Annotated in this window: 21 protein-coding genes, 2 pseudogenes and 1 other annotated feature; of the genes and pseudogenes, 10 read left to right on the top strand and 13 right to left on the bottom strand. The window is 60.4% G+C overall.

All coding sequences use genetic code 11. The features are described 5' to 3' along the window. Positions 1-30 precede the first annotated feature (30 nt). The 5 genes from AC23D4_RS13600 to AC23D4_RS13580 all read left to right on the top strand — a co-directional run bounded on the left by AC23D4_RS13600 (position 31) and on the right by AC23D4_RS13580 (position 4183). Positions 31-1167, top strand: a complete 1137-nt coding sequence (locus AC23D4_RS13600) for a TolC family protein (RefSeq protein ID WP_487623621.1) — start codon at positions 31-33, stop codon at positions 1165-1167. Between the two features lie 30 nt (positions 1168-1197). Further along, positions 1198-2586, top strand: a complete 1389-nt coding sequence (locus AC23D4_RS13595) for a multicopper oxidase family protein (RefSeq protein ID WP_472890575.1) — start codon at positions 1198-1200, stop codon at positions 2584-2586. A gap of 62 nt (positions 2587-2648) precedes the next feature. Beyond that, positions 2649-3140, top strand: coding sequence for a cupredoxin domain-containing protein (locus tag AC23D4_RS13590; protein ID WP_472890576.1), 492 nt, complete (start codon positions 2649-2651; stop codon positions 3138-3140). A 42-nt stretch (positions 3141-3182) separates the two neighbouring features. Then, positions 3183-3560, top strand: a complete 378-nt coding sequence (locus tag AC23D4_RS13585; RefSeq protein ID WP_472890577.1) for a copper-binding protein — start codon at positions 3183-3185, stop codon at positions 3558-3560. 212 nt (positions 3561-3772) lie between these two features. After that, the gene (locus tag AC23D4_RS13580) at positions 3773-4183 is read left to right on the top strand and encodes a DUF305 domain-containing protein (RefSeq protein WP_472890578.1); all 411 of its coding nucleotides are present in this window, start codon (positions 3773-3775) and stop codon (positions 4181-4183) included. A 54-nt stretch (positions 4184-4237) separates the two neighbouring features. Here AC23D4_RS13580 and merR read toward each other — a convergent pair whose 3' ends face one another. Then, positions 4238-4672 carry a mercury resistance transcriptional regulator MerR gene (merR, locus tag AC23D4_RS13575; protein WP_472890579.1) on the bottom strand — a complete coding sequence of 145 codons (435 nt, stop codon included), beginning with the start codon at positions 4670-4672 and terminating at the stop codon, positions 4238-4240. Positions 4673-4714: 42 nt separating this feature from the next. Between merR and merT the strand changes: the two genes are divergently transcribed. The 5 genes from merT to AC23D4_RS13550 all read left to right on the top strand — a co-directional run bounded on the left by merT (position 4715) and on the right by AC23D4_RS13550 (position 6863). After that, positions 4715-5104 (top strand): mercuric ion transporter MerT, encoded by a 390-nt coding sequence (gene merT, locus AC23D4_RS13570; RefSeq protein ID WP_472890580.1) that lies wholly within the window; start codon positions 4715-4717, stop codon positions 5102-5104. Further along, positions 5104-5400, top strand: coding sequence for a mercury resistance system periplasmic binding protein MerP (merP, locus tag AC23D4_RS13565; protein ID WP_487623620.1), 297 nt, complete (start codon positions 5104-5106; stop codon positions 5398-5400). Before merT ends, merP begins: the two co-directional genes overlap by 1 nt. Then, positions 5397-5621: a GDCCVxC domain-containing (seleno)protein gene (locus AC23D4_RS13560; protein ID WP_472890582.1), complete on the top strand. Its 225-nt coding sequence runs from the start codon at positions 5397-5399 to the stop codon at positions 5619-5621. The genes merP and AC23D4_RS13560 overlap by 4 nt, the downstream gene beginning before the upstream one ends. Positions 5622-5688: 67 nt before the next feature. Continuing rightward, positions 5689-6455 (top strand): IS5 family transposase gene (locus tag AC23D4_RS13555; RefSeq protein WP_487623619.1). Its coding sequence is split into 2 segments (ribosomal slippage): positions 5689-6004 and positions 6004-6455, totalling 768 coding nucleotides; the frame shifts between segments, so codons are not numbered across the junction. 123 nt (positions 6456-6578) lie between these two features. Beyond that, entirely contained in the window at positions 6579-6863 is a 285-nt protein-coding gene (locus AC23D4_RS13550) for a CopK family periplasmic copper-binding protein (RefSeq protein ID WP_305726787.1), read from the top strand. 87 nt (positions 6864-6950) lie between these two features. On the opposite strand, the gene AC23D4_RS13545 is transcribed toward AC23D4_RS13550, so the two are convergent. The 12 genes and pseudogenes from AC23D4_RS13545 to AC23D4_RS13490 form a co-directional block, all read right to left on the bottom strand. Next, positions 6951-7607 (bottom strand): DsbA family protein, encoded by a 657-nt coding sequence (locus AC23D4_RS13545; protein WP_472890566.1) that lies wholly within the window; start codon positions 7605-7607, stop codon positions 6951-6953. 75 nt (positions 7608-7682) lie between these two features. Next, positions 7683-8006: a YnfA family protein gene (locus tag AC23D4_RS13540; protein ID WP_305726785.1), complete on the bottom strand. Its 324-nt coding sequence runs from the start codon at positions 8004-8006 to the stop codon at positions 7683-7685. Positions 8007-8022: 16 nt separating this feature from the next. Beyond that, entirely contained in the window at positions 8023-8646 is a 624-nt protein-coding gene (locus tag AC23D4_RS13535; protein WP_305726784.1) for an SCO family protein, read from the bottom strand. A 5-nt stretch (positions 8647-8651) separates the two neighbouring features. After that, positions 8652-9308 carry a DsbA family protein gene (locus AC23D4_RS13530; protein ID WP_487623618.1) on the bottom strand — a complete coding sequence of 219 codons (657 nt, stop codon included), beginning with the start codon at positions 9306-9308 and terminating at the stop codon, positions 8652-8654. After that, a complete protein-coding gene (locus AC23D4_RS13525) occupies positions 9305-9721 on the bottom strand; it encodes a disulfide bond formation protein B (protein WP_472890568.1) in 417 nt (138 codons plus the stop codon). Before AC23D4_RS13525 ends, AC23D4_RS13530 begins: the two co-directional genes overlap by 4 nt. Next, positions 9721-10242 (bottom strand): signal peptidase II, encoded by a 522-nt coding sequence (gene lspA / locus AC23D4_RS13520; RefSeq protein ID WP_472890569.1) that lies wholly within the window; start codon positions 10240-10242, stop codon positions 9721-9723. The genes AC23D4_RS13525 and lspA overlap by 1 nt, the downstream gene beginning before the upstream one ends. 94 nt (positions 10243-10336) lie before the next feature. Next, positions 10337-10711 carry a hypothetical protein gene (locus AC23D4_RS13515; RefSeq protein ID WP_472890570.1) on the bottom strand — a complete coding sequence of 125 codons (375 nt, stop codon included), beginning with the start codon at positions 10709-10711 and terminating at the stop codon, positions 10337-10339. A gap of 9 nt (positions 10712-10720) precedes the next feature. Continuing rightward, positions 10721-11044, bottom strand: a complete 324-nt coding sequence (locus AC23D4_RS13510) for a DUF3703 domain-containing protein (RefSeq protein ID WP_305726779.1) — start codon at positions 11042-11044, stop codon at positions 10721-10723. A 46-nt stretch (positions 11045-11090) separates the two neighbouring features. After that, on the bottom strand, positions 11091-11744 hold the full coding sequence (locus AC23D4_RS13505) for a cation efflux transmembrane domain-containing protein (RefSeq protein ID WP_472890571.1): 654 nt from the start codon (positions 11742-11744) through the stop codon (positions 11091-11093). Between the two features lie 191 nt (positions 11745-11935). After that, positions 11936-12706 (bottom strand): annotated as a pseudogene (locus tag AC23D4_RS13500) (HAD-IC family P-type ATPase); the annotation flags it as partial. Between the two features lie 43 nt (positions 12707-12749). Beyond that, positions 12750-13981 (bottom strand): IS3 family transposase gene (locus AC23D4_RS13495; RefSeq protein ID WP_290729592.1). Its coding sequence is split into 2 segments (ribosomal slippage): positions 12750-13696 and positions 13696-13981, totalling 1233 coding nucleotides; the frame shifts between segments, so codons are not numbered across the junction. Then, positions 13584-13700 (bottom strand) — a sequence feature (AL1L pseudoknot). It overlaps the preceding gene by 117 nt. Before the next feature lie 52 nt (positions 13982-14033). Next, positions 14034-15590, bottom strand: a pseudogene (locus AC23D4_RS13490) (heavy metal translocating P-type ATPase); the annotation flags it as partial. Positions 15591-15600 lie beyond the last annotated feature (10 nt).

Below are 15600 nucleotides of genomic sequence, written 5' to 3'. Positions count from 1 at the left end.
ACGGGTGGCCTTTTGCACACTGCCCTCAGCTTGAAACAGTTGAACAGGAGCAAATCAGTGATTCATCGACGTTACCCTTCCTCAGCACTGCGGGCCATTGCAATAAGCGTTCTGGCGCTGCCTTTGGTGGTGTCGGCCCAGATTGCACCGGCGCCCGCCGAGAAAAACTGGCGCGAAGCCAACGACGCCGTGGGGCAGTTCAAACGCGGCCATGCCGACATTCTCAAGTGGGAGAAACAGAACACACCCGTCGTGCAGCCCGAGGCATCAGCTGCTGCCCGGCTGAGCCTCATGTCCCCCGAAGACGCCGTCCGGCAAGCCTGGTTGTTTCACCGTGGGCTGGTCAAGCCGATGAACAGAATTGGTGCGGCCAACGTGGATCTGATCGCCAAAGGCCAGTGGGCAGATGTCGATCCGGTCTGGCAGCGCAAGGTGGACGACTTCGGCGAACTGCTGGAGGTGGCCGCACAGGGGCGCAAGGCCTGGATTCAAGCGGTGGCGGCTCGCCAGGTGCTCAAGCAGCACCGCGACACGCTGGACGCTGCAGAGGCCGGGAACGAACTGGGTCGCCGCATGGTGAGCGTGGGCAACTGGAGCAAGCTTCAGCAGGCCCAGGTTCAGCTCGCGCAATCCTCCGCACAGGCGAATGTGCGCCGCGCCCAGCACGCGGCCACCCAAGCGGAGGCCACGCTCATCAAGACATTGGGCCTCACGGGTGTGCATTCCGCCATCACCTTGCCTGACCGTCTGCCAGAGATGCCTGCCCAAGCGATGTCGCCGCAGGTGCTTGATGCGCGTGCCGTCGCCATTGCGGCACAACTGCCGCGTGCCGAGGGCATGCGCAATGGCGCCAACGCTCGCCTGGCGCGCCAGGCTTACCTGGCCAGCCATGCACTGGCCGTGAGTTCACGCGACGAGGTTCTGAAGGTTCGCGAGTTCATCACCGAAGAAACCGTTCTTCACTACAACGGCATGCTCAAGAGCGTGTGGGACTTGTTGGGTGAGGTTTCCAGCCAGTCCCAAGCGGTGGCCAGTGCCATCGAGGCGCAGCGGGACTTCTGGATCGCAGAGACCGATCTGCAGTGGGTCCTTCAAGGCGGTGCGCCCGACAGCTTTGTCTCTCTGGGCGGCGGAGGCGGTGAGCCCGCTGCTGCCGCTGGCCACTGATCACATTGCACGCATAGAAAGAAAACCAACATGAGTCTCCTCAATTCACGTCGTCAGTTTTTCGCGGGTGCTGCCGCTTCGGTGGCAGGTCTTGCCGTCGCGCGCTCTGCCATGGCCGCCCTGCCTGAACCTGTCTACCAAACGTCCGTGGACACAGCGCCGCCGCTGGTGCCCACCACCGGCCGGCCCTACAACCCGGTTGTCACGCTCAACGGTTGGACCTTGCCCTGGAAAATGAACAACGGTGTCAAGGAATTCCACCTGGTGGCCGAACCCGTGGTGCGCGAGGTCTCGCCGGGCTTCAAGGTCAACATGTGGGGCTACAACGGCCAGAGTCCTGGCCCGACCATCGAGGTGGTCGAGGGTGACCGTGTGCGTATCTTCGTCACCAACAAGCTGCCCGAGCACACCACCATCCACTGGCACGGCCAGCGCCTGCCCAGCGGCATGGACGGAGTGGGTGGTCTCAACCAGCCAGCCATCCCCGTGGGCAAGACCTTCGTGTACGAATTTGAAGCGCGCCGCCCGGGCACCTTCATGTACCACCCCCATGCAGACGAAATGGTCCAGATGGCCATGGGCATGATGGGCATGTGGGTCACCCACCCCAAGGGCAAACATCCCCACATCAGCGAGGTCGACCGCGACTTCTGCTTCCTGCTCAATGCCTTTGATGTGGAGCCCGGCAGCAAGACGCCCAAGACTGCCACCATGACCGACTTCAACATCTGGTGCTGGAACAGTCGGGTGTTCCCTGCGATTGACACACTCAATGTGCGTCTGAACGACCGCGTCAGGATTCGCGTGGGCAACCTGACCATGACCAACCACCCGATCCACCTGCACGGACACGAGTTTCTGGTGACCGGTACCGACGGCGGCCCGACGCCCCCCAGCACGCGCTGGTATGAGGTGACTACCGACGTGGCTGTGGGACAGATGCGGCAAATCGAACTGATCGCCGACGAAGAAGGCGACTGGGCCATGCACTGCCACAAGAGCCACCACACCATGAACGCCATGGGCCATGATGTGCCCACCATGATCGGTGTGGACCACCGCGGCTTGGTTAACAAGATCCAGAAAGTGGTACCCGACTACATGCTGATGGGCGAGCGCGGCATGGCCGACATGGGTGAAATGCAGATGCCGATTCCCGACAACACCGCACCCATGATGACGGGCACGGGCCAGTTCGGCCCGCTGGAGATGGGCGGCATGTTCACCGTGTTCAAGGTGCGCAAGGATCAGAAGCCGGGCGACTACAAAGATCCTGGCCCGTATAAGTTCCCCGAAGGCACTGTTGCGCACGAATGGACCGGTGCGCCGTTGCCCGCCGTCAGGCCCAAGGCAAGTGCAGACACAACCCCGGCGATGGGCACAGCTGTCAAGCCCATGGGCAAGGGCATGCAGCACTGAACCGTGCGTCTAGATACATTTTTTCCGCTTGCTTTCTCAACCCATCAAACCAGAGAGTTCACATGATCTTCACCCAATCCCCTCTTTCCAAGCGTTCGAGCCTTTTGTTCGTTGCCGCTCTTCTGGCCGCCTCGGCCGCCACAGCGGCGGGCACGCACGGCGGCGGCCACACCGAATCGCCCATCGGTGAGCCCGGCGTCGCCAGTAAAGCTTCCCGCACGATTCAGGTCGACGCTGCCGACAGCATGCGGTTCACGCCAGCACTGGTGGACGTCAAGAAGGGCGAAACCGTCCGTTTCGTCGTCACCAACTCCGGCAAGGTGCCGCACGAGTTCAGCCTGGGCACGGAAAAGGAGCTGAAAGAGCACTACGAAGTCATGAAAAAGTTTCCCGGTATGGAACACGATGAGGCCAACAAGATTTCCTTGAAGCCTGGGCAAAAGGGCGAAGTCATCTGGCGTTTCACAAAAGGCGGCGTCGTTGATTTCGCCTGCCTTCACCCCGGGCACTACGACGCAGGCATGAAGGGTCAGATCAAAGTGACCACCAAATAAGCCGGCAAAGCTCGCTTTCCGATACTCCACATCCACACCTGATTGAAGGAACATCTCATGAAATCACTGAACCTGAGTCTGGCCGCATCAGCGGTCGCCCTTTCCCTTGCCTTCGCTGGACCCGCGCTGGCTCAAATGACCATGGACCCTGGAAAGATGGGAATGGATCAGGGCAAGATGGGCATGGCGGCGACACCCGGCATGACCGACGGCGAAATTCGCAAGATCGACAAGGAAAACGGCAAGGTCACGATCAAGCATGGCGAGATCAAACACATGGACATGCCTCCGATGTCCATGGTGTTCAACGTCAAGGACAAGGCCCTGCTGGACAAAGTCCAGGTGGGCGAGAAGATCCAGTTCATCGTCATTCAGGACGCCGGCAAGATGGTCGTCACCGACATCAAAGCGACGAAGTGATTTGACCTTGCTGACCCTCTGGGTCGGTTAGGGTGAAGGGGTCGGTTGTGATGACCGAACCCTTTTTTACATGGGTGACGTCCTCGCTGCCATGTGAAACCGGTCCGACACAGCCTCGCAACCAATGGGCAGGCGTACGTTGGCGCACAGTCAATCCGAGCATCGTTGTCGATGATGATGAACCCGCCTTCGGGTAGCTTCAAGGAAGTCACATGAATCATCAATCCACCACAAAACGCTTCACCACTGTCCCTGTCAAGGCTCTGTGCGCCGTTTCGCTGACTGTGCTCATGTCGATGTCGGCGCATGCTCAGTCCACGCCAGCCACACGCCCAGCGACGATGCCCATGTCCGATATGCACAAAGGCGCCACAGGTGCACACGACATGAAAGGTTCCATGATGATGGGCATGGAGGAAATGCAAAAGATGCCCATGTCGGGCAATACCGACAAGGACTTCGCGATGATGATGAAAATTCATCACCAGCAAGCTTTGAACATGGCCGAGATGCAGCTCAAGACCGGCAAGTCACCCGAGATGAAGGCCATGGCAAAGCAGATCATCGCGGCGCAAAAGAAAGAGATCGCTCAGTTCGACAAGTGGCTCGCCAAGCACAAGTGATCTGTATGGCAGGGGCAAAGCGGCGGTGCTGCTGACATACGCATAAGCGCTGGCTCAGGCAATCAACGAAGCGTCGGTCTTCAAGGCTGCAATCAGCGGGCATCGCACCTTGCCCCTGGATGCTCCGCAAAGTCGAATCAAACCCTCAAGCACTCCTTCAATCCGGTGCAGGTCCTCAAGCCTGCTCTTCACATCCGCAAGCTTGGCCTGTGCTTTGGTTCGGGCTTGAACACAGCTGGTGCCATCGTCGAGTTGCAGCAGCTCGGCTATCTCGTCCAGGCTGAATCCGAGTCGCTGCGCCGACTTGATGAAATGAAGGCGAGAACGGTCAGCTTCTGCGTAGCGCCGAATCCCGCCAAATGGGCGGAGCGGCTCAGGCATCAATCCCTTTCGCTGGTAGAAGCGGATGGTCTCCACATTGACTTCGGCTGCCTTGGCCAATCCGCCAATCGTCATGTTGGAGTCGGAAGGTGTTTGGATATCGCTCATGTCACTTGACTCCGTACTTGGGTACGGCTTTAAGGTTATCTCATGCCAGCGCACTCCACCACCCCGAGCACACCCACTTCCAGTCCCGCTACCGAACATGGGGGCAAAGCCCTCGTGGCTGGTGGTCTTGCAGCCCTCTTTGCATCGGCCTGCTGCCTGGGCCCACTGGTGTTGATCCTGGTGGGCATCTCGGGCGCCTGGATCAGCCATCTCACGGCCTTGGAGCCCTATCAACCGCTGTTCATGGGTGTATCGCTGGCGGCGCTGTTCTTTGCGGCAAGAAGCATCTGGAGGCCAACGGCTGCCTGCGAACCAGGTCAGGTGTGTGCGATTCCCCGCATCAACCGCATCTACAAACTGCTGTTCGGTGTCGTGGTGCTGCTGCTCACCACCGCAATGGCATTCCCGCTGGTAGCTCACTGGTTCTATTGATGAAAGGCCTGGCTGTGAAACACATCTTGATTGCTGTCGGATTTGTGCTGAGTCCGCTTGCATGGGCAGCGCAGAAAACCGCCACTCTATCCGTCCCCGGTATGTCCTGCGCCACCTGCCCGATCACGGTCAAAAAGGCGTTGACGAAACTGGGTGGCGTGGTCGACGTGAAGTCAAACCTGGGCAGGCGGGAGACCTCGGTGGTTTATGACGACACCCAGGTTTCATTGGACGCTCTGACCCGGACGACCAAGGAAGCTGGCTTCCCTTCAACCGTCAAGGGAGTCAAGCCTTGACCGAAGTGCTCCTGACGTCGGTGTTGACCTGTCCTGAGTGTGGACACGCAAGGGCTGAAGTCATGCCCACCGATGCTTGCCAGTGGTTGTATGAGTGCGAGGAATGCCACACGATCCTTCGGCCGAAGACGGGTGACTGCTGCGTGTTCTGCAGCTACGGAACGGTGCCGTGTCCACCAATTCAAGGAGGAGACCAATCGGGTTGCGAGAGGGTCTGCTGACTTTGCGCTGACTAGGGCGTGTTAACACTAATTGCTTTTGGACATCTCGGCTGCGAAACTATCGGCCATGGAGATCACAAAAGAGCAATTCGCGCGCATTGAACACTGCCTGCCCTTGCAGCGCGGCAACGTCAGCATGAGCAATTTGGAGGTCATCAACGCCATGCTGTATGTGGCCGAGCACGGTTGCAAGTGGCGCGGACTTCCCAAGCGGTTTGGCAACTGGCACACCATCTACACGCGCATGCGTCGCTGGACCAAGGCCGGTGTGCTGGACAAGATGTTTGATGCGCTGCAGCGCGAGCAGATCGTGCGCATCAAGATTGAAGCGGTGTCCCTGGACTCCACCAGCATTAAGGTGCATCCCGACGGCACAGGCGCTCTAAAAAAAACGGACCTCAGTCCATCGGCAAGTCCCGAGGCGGATGGAACACCAAGATTCATATGGTTGCCGCGGATGCTCGAACGGCCGTAACGTTCAGCCTCTCACCGGGCCAGGCGCATGACGCACCCGAAGGTCGGCGGTTGCTTCAGAGCCTGGGCGCAGCGAGTCGGCCGGTACATCTGCTCATGGACCGAGCCTACGAAGGAAACGAGACGCGACAGTTGGCGCTTGACCTGGGATTCATCCCGGTAGTGCCGCCGCTGAGGACGCGAATCGAACCATGGGAGTACGACCGTGAGATGTACAAGCGCCGCAATGAAGTTGAACGCCTGTTCCGCCGACTCAAGGGCTACAGGCGCATCTTCAGCCGCTTCGAGAAACTCGATGCGATGTTCCTGGGGTTTCTTAGCTTTGTGCTGGTGGTCGATGGCCTTCGAAGTTTGTGTTAACAGGCCCTAAGATGTAATGCGTTCGCAAGCTGCCGGTCATGGGTGCCTCGCTACATTGAGCTTGTACCTCGTACCGCATTGATTCAGTCGAACAATGTGATTTGTTCTTGAAGGAGACTCCCCATGATCCGCAAACTCAGCATCCTCGTCATCTCAATGGCAGCATTGGCCCCGGCATTCGCGATGGACGCAGCCAGGTCCGAGGCCAAGCAGGTCATCGCACTGCAGAACGGTGAAACGCTCTACGTCTTCAAAGACGGACTGATGGCCAAGGAAAGCAAGTTTGGAAGCGTGACTCACCTTAGCAAGGGTCAAGTGGTCCAGACCGCCGATGGCAAAAGCATCACGACGATGGGCAACGAAGTTGCGCGTCTGAGTTCCCTGTTGAACAAGGGACACAGCAACTGAGGTTCAAAGCGACGACTATCACTGGTCACGGGTACAGCGCTAGATGAACGAGACATCGGACAGGACCGGTAACACCCAGAGCCATCTCTACTTTCGAAACCGCTCCACCTCGCTCTTGACCATCTTGTAGAGTTGGTCCGGGTCAGCCGAAGCGAGTGGTTTCCCATTGACGAAGAAGGTCGGGGTGGCTCGAACCCCGATCGCCTTCAAGTCAATTACGTCCTGCGCCAGCAATTTGTCCACCGAACCAGCGGCGGTGTACCTGTGTGCCTCCTCAACATCGAGACCCGCCGATTGCGCAATTGCCCATGCACGCGGTGATGCGTTCGCGCCTTGACCCGTCCACGCGCGTTGACCATCCAGCAACGCTTCGAGCACGGGCTCAAACTTCCCTTGCGCACGCGCCGCCTCTAGAATCTTCACCGCTTCCACGGAAGCCTCCCTGTGAAACGGCGTGTACCGAATCACAAGGCGCGTCTCGCGCGGAAATGCCGCGAGAATGCCTTTGACCCGGGGATGGAACGCCTTGCAAGCTTCGCATGCAGGGTCAAAAAACTCCACGATCGTGACTGGCGCAGCCATCGGACCAATGACGGGCGAGTGCGGCCGGACCATCGCTCCGGCCTGTTCCGAGGCCTGAACGGTCGCAAGCTGCAGGGTATGTCGCTGGTACAGGAAGACGGCGGCGGCAAATACCGCGAGGGCAGCCAGTGCCGACAAAGAAACAAGGTGACGGCGCGTCATGCGCATTTTCCTAACATGTCAAACGGCGAACAGCATTTCAGAATGGCCACCCTGGCGGTCGCATCGTGTCGGGTCTCATGTTCTTGGTTGATACGCAATGATTACCATGCCCGCCAAGGTCACGGCCACGCCCGCCACATCCCAGCTGCTTGGGCGCACGCCGTCCACCGACCATAGCCATGCCAGCGCCACGGCCACATAAACCCCGCCATAAGCCGCGTACACCCGTCCCGACGGCGCGGCGTGCAGGGTGAGCAGCCACGCAAACGTGGCGAGACTCAAGACGGCAGTGGGCAGCAGCCACCACCCTGATCCCTGCCCGCGCAGCCAAAGCAGTGGCAAGTAACAACCGACGATCTCGGCGATGGCAGTGACAAGGTAGAGCAGCAGTGTTTTCATGGTGGCAGGGGGTCGTTCAACCCTCCATGGAGTTCAAAAGCGTGAGGATGTCTTGCGCGATCACACCAGGTTCCGTGCCGTAGCTGGAGAACAAGCGCACCCGACCTTCAGTATCAAACACATACTTGCCCGCCGAGTGGTCCATCGTGTACGACGTAGGCGTGCTGCCCTCGGCCTTGCGGTAGTAGATCTTGAAACTGTCCGCCACTGCCTTCAGCTCAGACGGCTCGGGGCGAAGCGCCAGAAACGTCGGATCGAAGTTGGTCATGTACTCCTTGAGCAGCGGCAGCGTGTCACGCTCCGGGTCCACGGTGATGAAGAGCACCTGCAGTTGCTTGCCCTGATCGCCCATGAGGCGCTTGACCTCGGCCAGGGTGGTCATCGAGGTAGGGCACACATCGGGGCACTGCGTGAAGCCAAAGAACACCACCACCGCTTTGCCGCGGAAATCCGACATGCTACGCACCTGCCCGGTGTGGTCGGTCAGTTTCAAGTCTTGAGCAAACGCGGCGCCGGTGATGTCGGTGCTCTGGAAAGTGGGGGCTTTGGGCGAACAACCGGCCACGAACCCGCCAGCGACGAGCCATGCTCCGCTCAGTGCAAGCACCTTGCGTCGGCTGGGAGCAGATGTGAATGCCATGTTGTTCATTTCTTCGCCTTGGCCACTTCTTCTGCCACCAACGCGGCCAACTGGTCAGGCCCGAAACTCGGCAGGCTGCGGCCGTTGACAAAGAAGGTGGGCGTTTTGGTGACCTGCAGCGCGGTGAGGTCTTCGATGTCCTGCTGCAATAAGGACTGCATGCCGGGCTTCTCGATGTCCTGGCGCGCTTTCACGAGGTCTAGCCCTGCCTGTTCGGCCACCTTGAACGCGGTCTCGATGTTGGGCTGACCATGATCCGCCCACGCGGGCTGTGCGGCGAGCACAGCCTCAAGAACCGTTTGGTACTTGCCCTGGCTCTTGGAGGACTCCAGCAACTTGACCACCTGATCCGAGCCCTGGTGAAAAGGTGCATACCGGATCACCAGTCGCACGTCGTTGGGGTATTGCGCCATCAGGTTCTTGACAATGGGATAGAAGGCACGGCAGGTCTCACAGGCGGGGTCAAAAAACTCGACGATGGTGACCGGCGCACCTTGGGGGCCAAAGACCGGTGAGTGCATGCGTACCAGACGGGTCTGCTCGGCCTTGACCTGCACTTCCTGAGCAGTCTGCACGCGATTTTGGTACGCGTTCATGCCCAGATAGAAGAACAGGGCAACGATGGCCACCAGGCCGATGACGGTGATTTTTTTGGCGTTCATGACCGGGTCTTTCTCAAGTAAACAAAAAGCAGGATGGCGATGGCGCTGAAGGCTGCGAGCGACAACCAGGGGATCTGGATGCCGCCCAAAATCTCCAGACTTTGTTGGCTGCACGAGGGCCCGGTGCCACAGGGCACCCACCACTTCGGCACCCAGCCGGCGATCAGCGCGGAGTGGTACCCGGCCATGGCTGCGCCACCTATTGCCAGCGGGAGTGCATAGACCGCTCCGCGCCGGTCTTCGGCAAAGGCCGCCATGCCCAGGATGAGCGCCAGCGGGAACATGAAGATCCTCTGGTACCAACACAGCAGACAGGGCGTCATCCCCATGACTTCACCAATGAAAAGCGCGCCGAGCGTTGAGACCAGGGCGAATCCCCAGGCGGCCATGATCCAAAACCAGCCACGCTTCATTAAGGCAACTCCTCGGACGTCTTGCCGGTCGTTTTGCGCGGCGGAGATTTCAGTGATGCGAAGCACCAGACCAACATGGAGCACACGATGAAGATATCGGCCAGATTAAAAGCCGGCCAGTGGATGCTGCGCCAGTGAAAGTCAAGGAAGTCCACCACGGCGCCGATCTGAACGCGGTCCACCAAGTTGCCACCTCCCCCGCCCACCACAAAAGCGCCCACCCACCGATCCAGCGGTTCGGCCTGCCGGGCCAGGCACACCACCGAGACAACACCCACCACCAGCGCTGTCACGCCAATGAAAAACCAGCGCTGCCAGCCTCCAGCATCGGCCAGCAACGAGAAGGCCGCGCCCGTGTTGAGCACATGAACAAAGTTGAACCACTCGGTCACCTTGATGGCTTCGCCTAGCTCAAGGGTGGTTGAGAAATATGATTTGCTGAGTTGATCAGCAAACAAAAGGACCGCGACGGCAGCAAGCCACGTCCATCGCGGGTTTCGCTGAATCCAGCGAGCAGTCATGAGAAAGTCCTTCCAAAACGATCCGGGAATGGCCACCGTGTGCAACGGCGGCCACTTGAAGCCAGGAATCGGGGAAGAGGTGCCCGTCAACTCGTCAGACGGACCGGTTCAGCCCCGAACTTTTCGGGGCAGACCATTGAGGACGGTAGGGTCGCTCGTGCCAGGGCGGCAAGATCAGTTCGACGAGGTGTTCGACCCGCTCGATGCCAGCGGGGTCGGCCATGGTCGCTGCTGTTGCCGTTACAGCGGCAGCGCAGTTGGCGTGGCAGGTTCCGCAGTCAAGATCAAACCCCAGTCCGTTTTCGGTCAGATCATCTGCACCTTGAACCGGAAATAGATGAGTGGGCTGATGGTGCTGTCCTTGGAGACCTTGTGCCACCGCAACGTGCCCGCAGCACTCGGTCGCCGCAGCTGCAGAGAACTGGAGCGGCAGCAGCGCAAGCATCAGCAGGATCAGGAGAACTCGCATGAGTGGATTTTATGCGGCGGGCGTTTTACCGGTGCGTGCCTGGGCGATCAAGCCGGCCAGCTCCGGGCGCACCGGAAGCGGCTCGAAGGCGCTCACGGTGGATCGACCCGGGTTGCCCAGCGGCAAGCGCCCACTCAAGTGGCCCAAGGGCACTAGGGCCAGCCGGAGCGCCTGACCTGCGGCCTCAGACCAGTCGCGCGTGCGCCAGGCCAGTCCCAGCATGTGCGCGTGCGTCTGCAAGTGCGGCCTGATGTGGAGCTGCCCCACCACATGCGCTGCCTCCAGGTACAACCAGGCTTGTTCAATGGAATTCGCCTTTGTGGCCTCGCGCATCAATCTTGTATGCGTTGTCTCGTCGAACCAGCGAGGGGACGGTGGGTCAGTGAACGTGGCCATGGTGATCCTTTGCGCTGTTGTCACCGAGTTCTCCCCGCGCCTGGCGCATCACCGTCCACCCGCCGTGCAGCGCCAGCGCCGCCATCAGGCTGGCCACCAACAAATCGGGCCATGCGGAGCCGGTGCCGAACACGCCGAGCGCGGCCATGAACACCGCCACGTTGCCAATCGCGTCGTTGCGCGAGCACAGCCACACGCTGCGCATGTTGGCGTCACCCTCGCGAAATGCGAAGAGCATCCAGGCCACGGCCACGTTGGCCGCCAGCGCCAGCAGCGCCACCGCGCCCATGGTCACGGCCTGCGGCACGCCGCCGTGCCACACCGACCACACCGCGGCCCCCAGCACATAGAGGCCAAAGCCCATCATGCTCACCGCCTTGAGCATGGCCGCACGCACGCGCCAGGCCAGCGCTGAGGCCAGCACGGCGAGCGACACCGCGTAGTTGAGTGCGTCGCCTGCGAAGTCGACCGCGTCGGCCAGCAGCGAGAGCGACCCGGCCTGAACACCGGCGCCGATCTCGATGAGAAACATGGCAGCGTTAACGATCAGCGAGATCCAGAGGATCTTGCGGTAACGGGGCAGGTTGACGATCGCCTCGGCTTTGGGGGTTTCGTGGTCACAGCAATGGGCAGACATGGCTTTCCTTTCAATGTCCGCATTGGAAACCCTGGAGTCGCTACAGTGTCAATGACTTCCCTCAAGGTGAGGGAAAAAATTGCAAAGTTGAGGTTTAAAGTCTCTGCCTCAGAGACGATCTGGCATCGCCAACGCTGACAGCGTCGCCGCAGTCAACATAAGATTCAGATAACTTCAGCACAGAGGAAGCGTCATTGCTTGCCACGCCGCAAACGCAGCGCATTGCCGATCACCGACACCGAACTCAAGCTCATGGCCAGCGCGGCAATCAACGGCGACAGCAGCCAGCCAGTAAATGGATACAGCACGCCTGCCGCTATCGGGATGCCCAGTGCGTTGTACAAAAAGGCGAACATCAGGTTTTGCTTCATGTTGTCCACGGTGGCTTCTGACAGTTCGCGCGCGATCGCAATGCCGCGCAGATCGCCCTTGACCAGCGTGATCTGGGCACTGTTCATTGCCACGTCAGTCCCGGTGCCCATGGCCACACCCACATCGGCCTTCGCCAGTGCCGGTGCATCGTTGATGCCGTCGCCTGCCATCGCCACCATGCGGCCTTCCTTTTGCAGCCTTTCCACCAGAAGCAACTTATCGGCCGGCTTGACCTCGCCGTGCACCTCGTCGATGCCCAAGCGGGCTGCAACAGCCTTGGCCGTGGTCAGTCCGTCACCGGTCGCCATCACGATGCGCAGACCGGATGCCTTGAGCGTGGCCAAGGCCTCCGGCGTGCTGGCCTTGACAGGATCGGACACCGCCAACAGGCCCACCAGCTGTCCATCAACCGCCAGGTGCATCACGCTGGCTCCTTCTGCGCGCAGGGCCTCGGCCTGTGGCACCAGAGCACTGACAGAAACACCGATCTGCTCCATCAGTGTGGTGTTGCCCAACGCGAGCTGACGTCCGGCCACTTGCCCGCGCACGCCAATACCCGAGCCCGATTCGAAGTTCTCGGGTTTGTCCAGCGACTGAATCGCCCCGGGTTTCGTGGAGGCCGGTTGGTTTAAGTCAGGCCGCCACCATGGAGGACTGACTGGCGAGTTGCCGGTAGTAGTTTGCCTCAGCCTCTGCAGGAGGGATGTATCCGATGGGTCCGAGCAGCCGGTGATGGTTGAACCAGGACACCCATTCCAGCGTTGCCAGCTCCACCGATTCACGGGTTGGCCATGACCGGCGATGAATCACCTCGGCCTTGTACAGACCGTTGATGGTCTCGGCTAAAGCGTTGTCGTAGCTGTCGCCCTTGCTGCCCACCGAGGGCTCGATGCCTGCCTCTGACAGCCGTTCGCTGTAGCGAATGCTGACGTATTGCGACCCCCTGTCGGAATGGTGAATCAATGCGCCATCACGCTCGGGCTGCCGGGCATACAGCGCCTGCTCCAGGGCATCCAGAACGAAGTCCGTGTGCATGGAGGTACTGACCCGCCAGCCCACGATGCGCCGGGCATACACATCGATCACGAAGGCCACGTACAGCCAGCCTTGCCAGGTTGAAACGTAGGTGAAGTCCGAGACCCACAGCTGGTTCGGCCGCTCGGCCTTGAACTGCCGATTGACCCGATCCAGCGGGCAAGGGGCCTTCATGTCGCTGAGGGTGGTGCGCACCACCTTGCCCCGGCGCACGCCCTGCAAGCCCAGTCGCTTCATCAACCGCTCAACCGTGCAGCGGGCAATGACAACTCCCTCCCGGTTCATCTGTTTCCAGACCTTGTCGGCGCCGTAGACCCGCATGTTGGCTTGCCAGACGCGCTCAACGTGCGGCACCAGGGTGTCGTCACGCTGGGCGCGCGGGCAGCGCAGCTGGGGATTTCGCTGATGAGCAGCATGGCGCCAATAGCCTGACGGGGCGATCTGCAGCACTTTGCAGATCGACTCGACCCCGTAGGCCTGTCGATGCTGATCGACGAAGTTGTTCAGGACTTCAGACGGCGGTCGAGCTCCGCCTGGGCGAAAAACGCGCTGGCCAGCTTCAGGATCTCGTTGGCTTTGCGCAGCTCTTTGACCTCGCGCTCCAGCGCCTTCATCTGTTCACGTTCGGATGTCGTGATGCCGTCGCGCACGCCGGAATCGATCTGGTCTCGCTTGACCCATTCGTTGAGGGTCTGGGGCACGCAGCCGATCTTGGGGGCGATGGACTCGATGGTGGCCCACAGCGAGGGGTACTCGCCTCTGTGCTCACGCACCATGCGAACAGCACGCTCGCGGACCTCAGGTGAAAACTGGTTCGACTTCTTGCTCATGGCTCAATCCTCTCAGAGAAAAGAGCCTCCTCAAAACCCGGGGCGATTCAGACAGCCCCTGCTCCCGAGCGGCGCGCACGATAGTCTCAGCCAGTGGGTGTTCGCTGCCCTGGTCCAGACTGGCGGCCAGGCGCAGCACTTCATCGGCATCAAAACCCGGCGCAGGAACGACACGCTCAAACGTCGGGCGACCTTCTGTGAGCGTTCCGGTCTTGTCGATGATGAGGGTGTCGATCTTGCGCATGTTCTCGATGGCCGCCGCGTCCCGGAACAACACGCCGTGAGTGGCTCCGCGACCGGTCGCGACCATGATGGACATGGGCGTGGCCAGACCCAGCGCGCAGGGACAGGCAATGATGAGTACGGCGACCGCATTGATCAGGCCGAACACCCAGCTGGGCTCGGGACCGAACAGACCCCAGCCAAAGAAGGTCAACAAGGCAATGCCCACCACAGCCATGACGAAGTAACCAGCCACCACGTCGGCCATGCGCTGCATGGGCGCTTTGGAACGCTGGGCCTGGGCCACCATCTGCACAATTTGCGACAGCATGGTGGACGCGCCGACGCGCTCGGATCGCATCACCAGCGCACCACTGGTGTTCAGCGTGGCGCCAATCACCTTGTCACCGACACGTTTGGTGACCGGCATCGGCTCGCCCGTGAGCATGGATTCATCGATTGAACTGCTCCCCTCTGTGACCTCGCCGTCCACTGGTACCTTTTCACCAGGGCGCACGCGCAGCAAGTCGCCCACATGCACATGGGTCAGCGGCACATCCTCTTCAGTGCCGTCTTCCCGGATGCGCCGGGCGGTTTTTGGCGCCAGACGCAGCAACGATTTGATAGCCGCCGAGGTCTGTGACCGGGCTTTGAGTTCGAGCACTTGTCCCAACAGCGTGAGCGAGATGATCACGGCGGCCGCCTCAAAGTACACAGCGACGCGGCCCATTGAGATGAACGAGTCAGGGAAGACTTGGGGGGCGACGGTGGCCACCACGCTGTAGACGAACGCGGCGCCGGTACCCAGGCCGATCAGGGTCCACATGTTCGGACTGAGGTTCACCACCGACTGGGCGCCGCGCACAAAGAACGGCCACCCGGCCCAGAGAACAATGGGCACCGACAGGACGAGCTCGATCCAGCTCTGGGTGCCCATGTCGAACCACTCCAGGCGATGTCCGAACATCGCGAGCACGAAGACCGCTCCCGTGAGCGGCAGCGTCCACCAGAAGCGGCGCTGGAAATCACGCAACTCGGGGTTGTCATCGCCGTCAAGATCCGGCATCAAAGGTTCGAGCGTCATGCCGCACTTGGGACAGTTGCCGGGATGGTCCTGGCGAATCTCAGGGTGCATCGGACAGGTGTAGATCGCACCGGTCACCGCTGAACTGGTTTCTGCAGGTGGCTCGGGCGCAAGGTATGAAGACGGGTTTGCCGCGAATTTGCCCTTGCACTTGGCACTGCAGAAATAGAAGGTTCGGGCTTCGTGGGTCAACTTGTGATCCGACTTCACGGTGACGGTCATTCCACAGACTGGGTCCTTCAAGTCCTTTGGTGACCCCGACTCGGGCGCGGCACTGCTGCCGTGATGTTGATGTGCATTCATGTTGTTCCGC

Source organism: Hydrogenophaga sp. L76, from assembly GCF_057654755.1.
Note: the sequence above shows the minus strand (reverse complement) of the source record. Positions and strands in the feature narration are given on the sequence as shown.

Bases quoted from the DNA above. Each gene is read 5' to 3' on its own strand.
- AC23D4_RS13595 (WP_472890575.1), top strand. From the start codon at position 1,198: ATGAGTCTCCTCAATTCACGTCGTCAGTTTTTCGCGGGTGCTGCCGCT.
- AC23D4_RS13590 (WP_472890576.1), top strand. From the start codon at position 2,649: ATGATCTTCACCCAATCCCCTCTTTCCAAGCGTTCGAGCCTTTTGTTC.
- AC23D4_RS13580 (WP_472890578.1), top strand. From the start codon at position 3,773: ATGAATCATCAATCCACCACAAAACGCTTCACCACTGTCCCTGTCAAG.
- merR (WP_472890579.1), bottom strand. From the start codon at position 4,672: ATGAGCGATATCCAAACACCTTCCGACTCCAACATGACGATTGGCGGA.
- merT (WP_472890580.1), top strand. From the start codon at position 4,715: ATGCCAGCGCACTCCACCACCCCGAGCACACCCACTTCCAGTCCCGCT.
- merP (WP_487623620.1), top strand. From the start codon at position 5,104: ATGAAAGGCCTGGCTGTGAAACACATCTTGATTGCTGTCGGATTTGTG.
- AC23D4_RS13550 (WP_305726787.1), top strand. From the start codon at position 6,579: ATGATCCGCAAACTCAGCATCCTCGTCATCTCAATGGCAGCATTGGCC.
- AC23D4_RS13545 (WP_472890566.1), bottom strand. From the start codon at position 7,607: ATGACGCGCCGTCACCTTGTTTCTTTGTCGGCACTGGCTGCCCTCGCG.
- AC23D4_RS13540 (WP_305726785.1), bottom strand. From the start codon at position 8,006: ATGAAAACACTGCTGCTCTACCTTGTCACTGCCATCGCCGAGATCGTC.
- AC23D4_RS13535 (WP_305726784.1), bottom strand. From the start codon at position 8,646: ATGGCATTCACATCTGCTCCCAGCCGACGCAAGGTGCTTGCACTGAGC.
- AC23D4_RS13530 (WP_487623618.1), bottom strand. From the start codon at position 9,308: ATGAACGCCAAAAAAATCACCGTCATCGGCCTGGTGGCCATCGTTGCC.
- AC23D4_RS13525 (WP_472890568.1), bottom strand. From the start codon at position 9,721: ATGAAGCGTGGCTGGTTTTGGATCATGGCCGCCTGGGGATTCGCCCTG.
- lspA (WP_472890569.1), bottom strand. From the start codon at position 10,242: ATGACTGCTCGCTGGATTCAGCGAAACCCGCGATGGACGTGGCTTGCT.
- AC23D4_RS13515 (WP_472890570.1), bottom strand. From the start codon at position 10,711: ATGCGAGTTCTCCTGATCCTGCTGATGCTTGCGCTGCTGCCGCTCCAG.
- AC23D4_RS13510 (WP_305726779.1), bottom strand. From the start codon at position 11,044: ATGCGCGAGGCCACAAAGGCGAATTCCATTGAACAAGCCTGGTTGTAC.
- AC23D4_RS13505 (WP_472890571.1), bottom strand. From the start codon at position 11,744: ATGTCTGCCCATTGCTGTGACCACGAAACCCCCAAAGCCGAGGCGATC.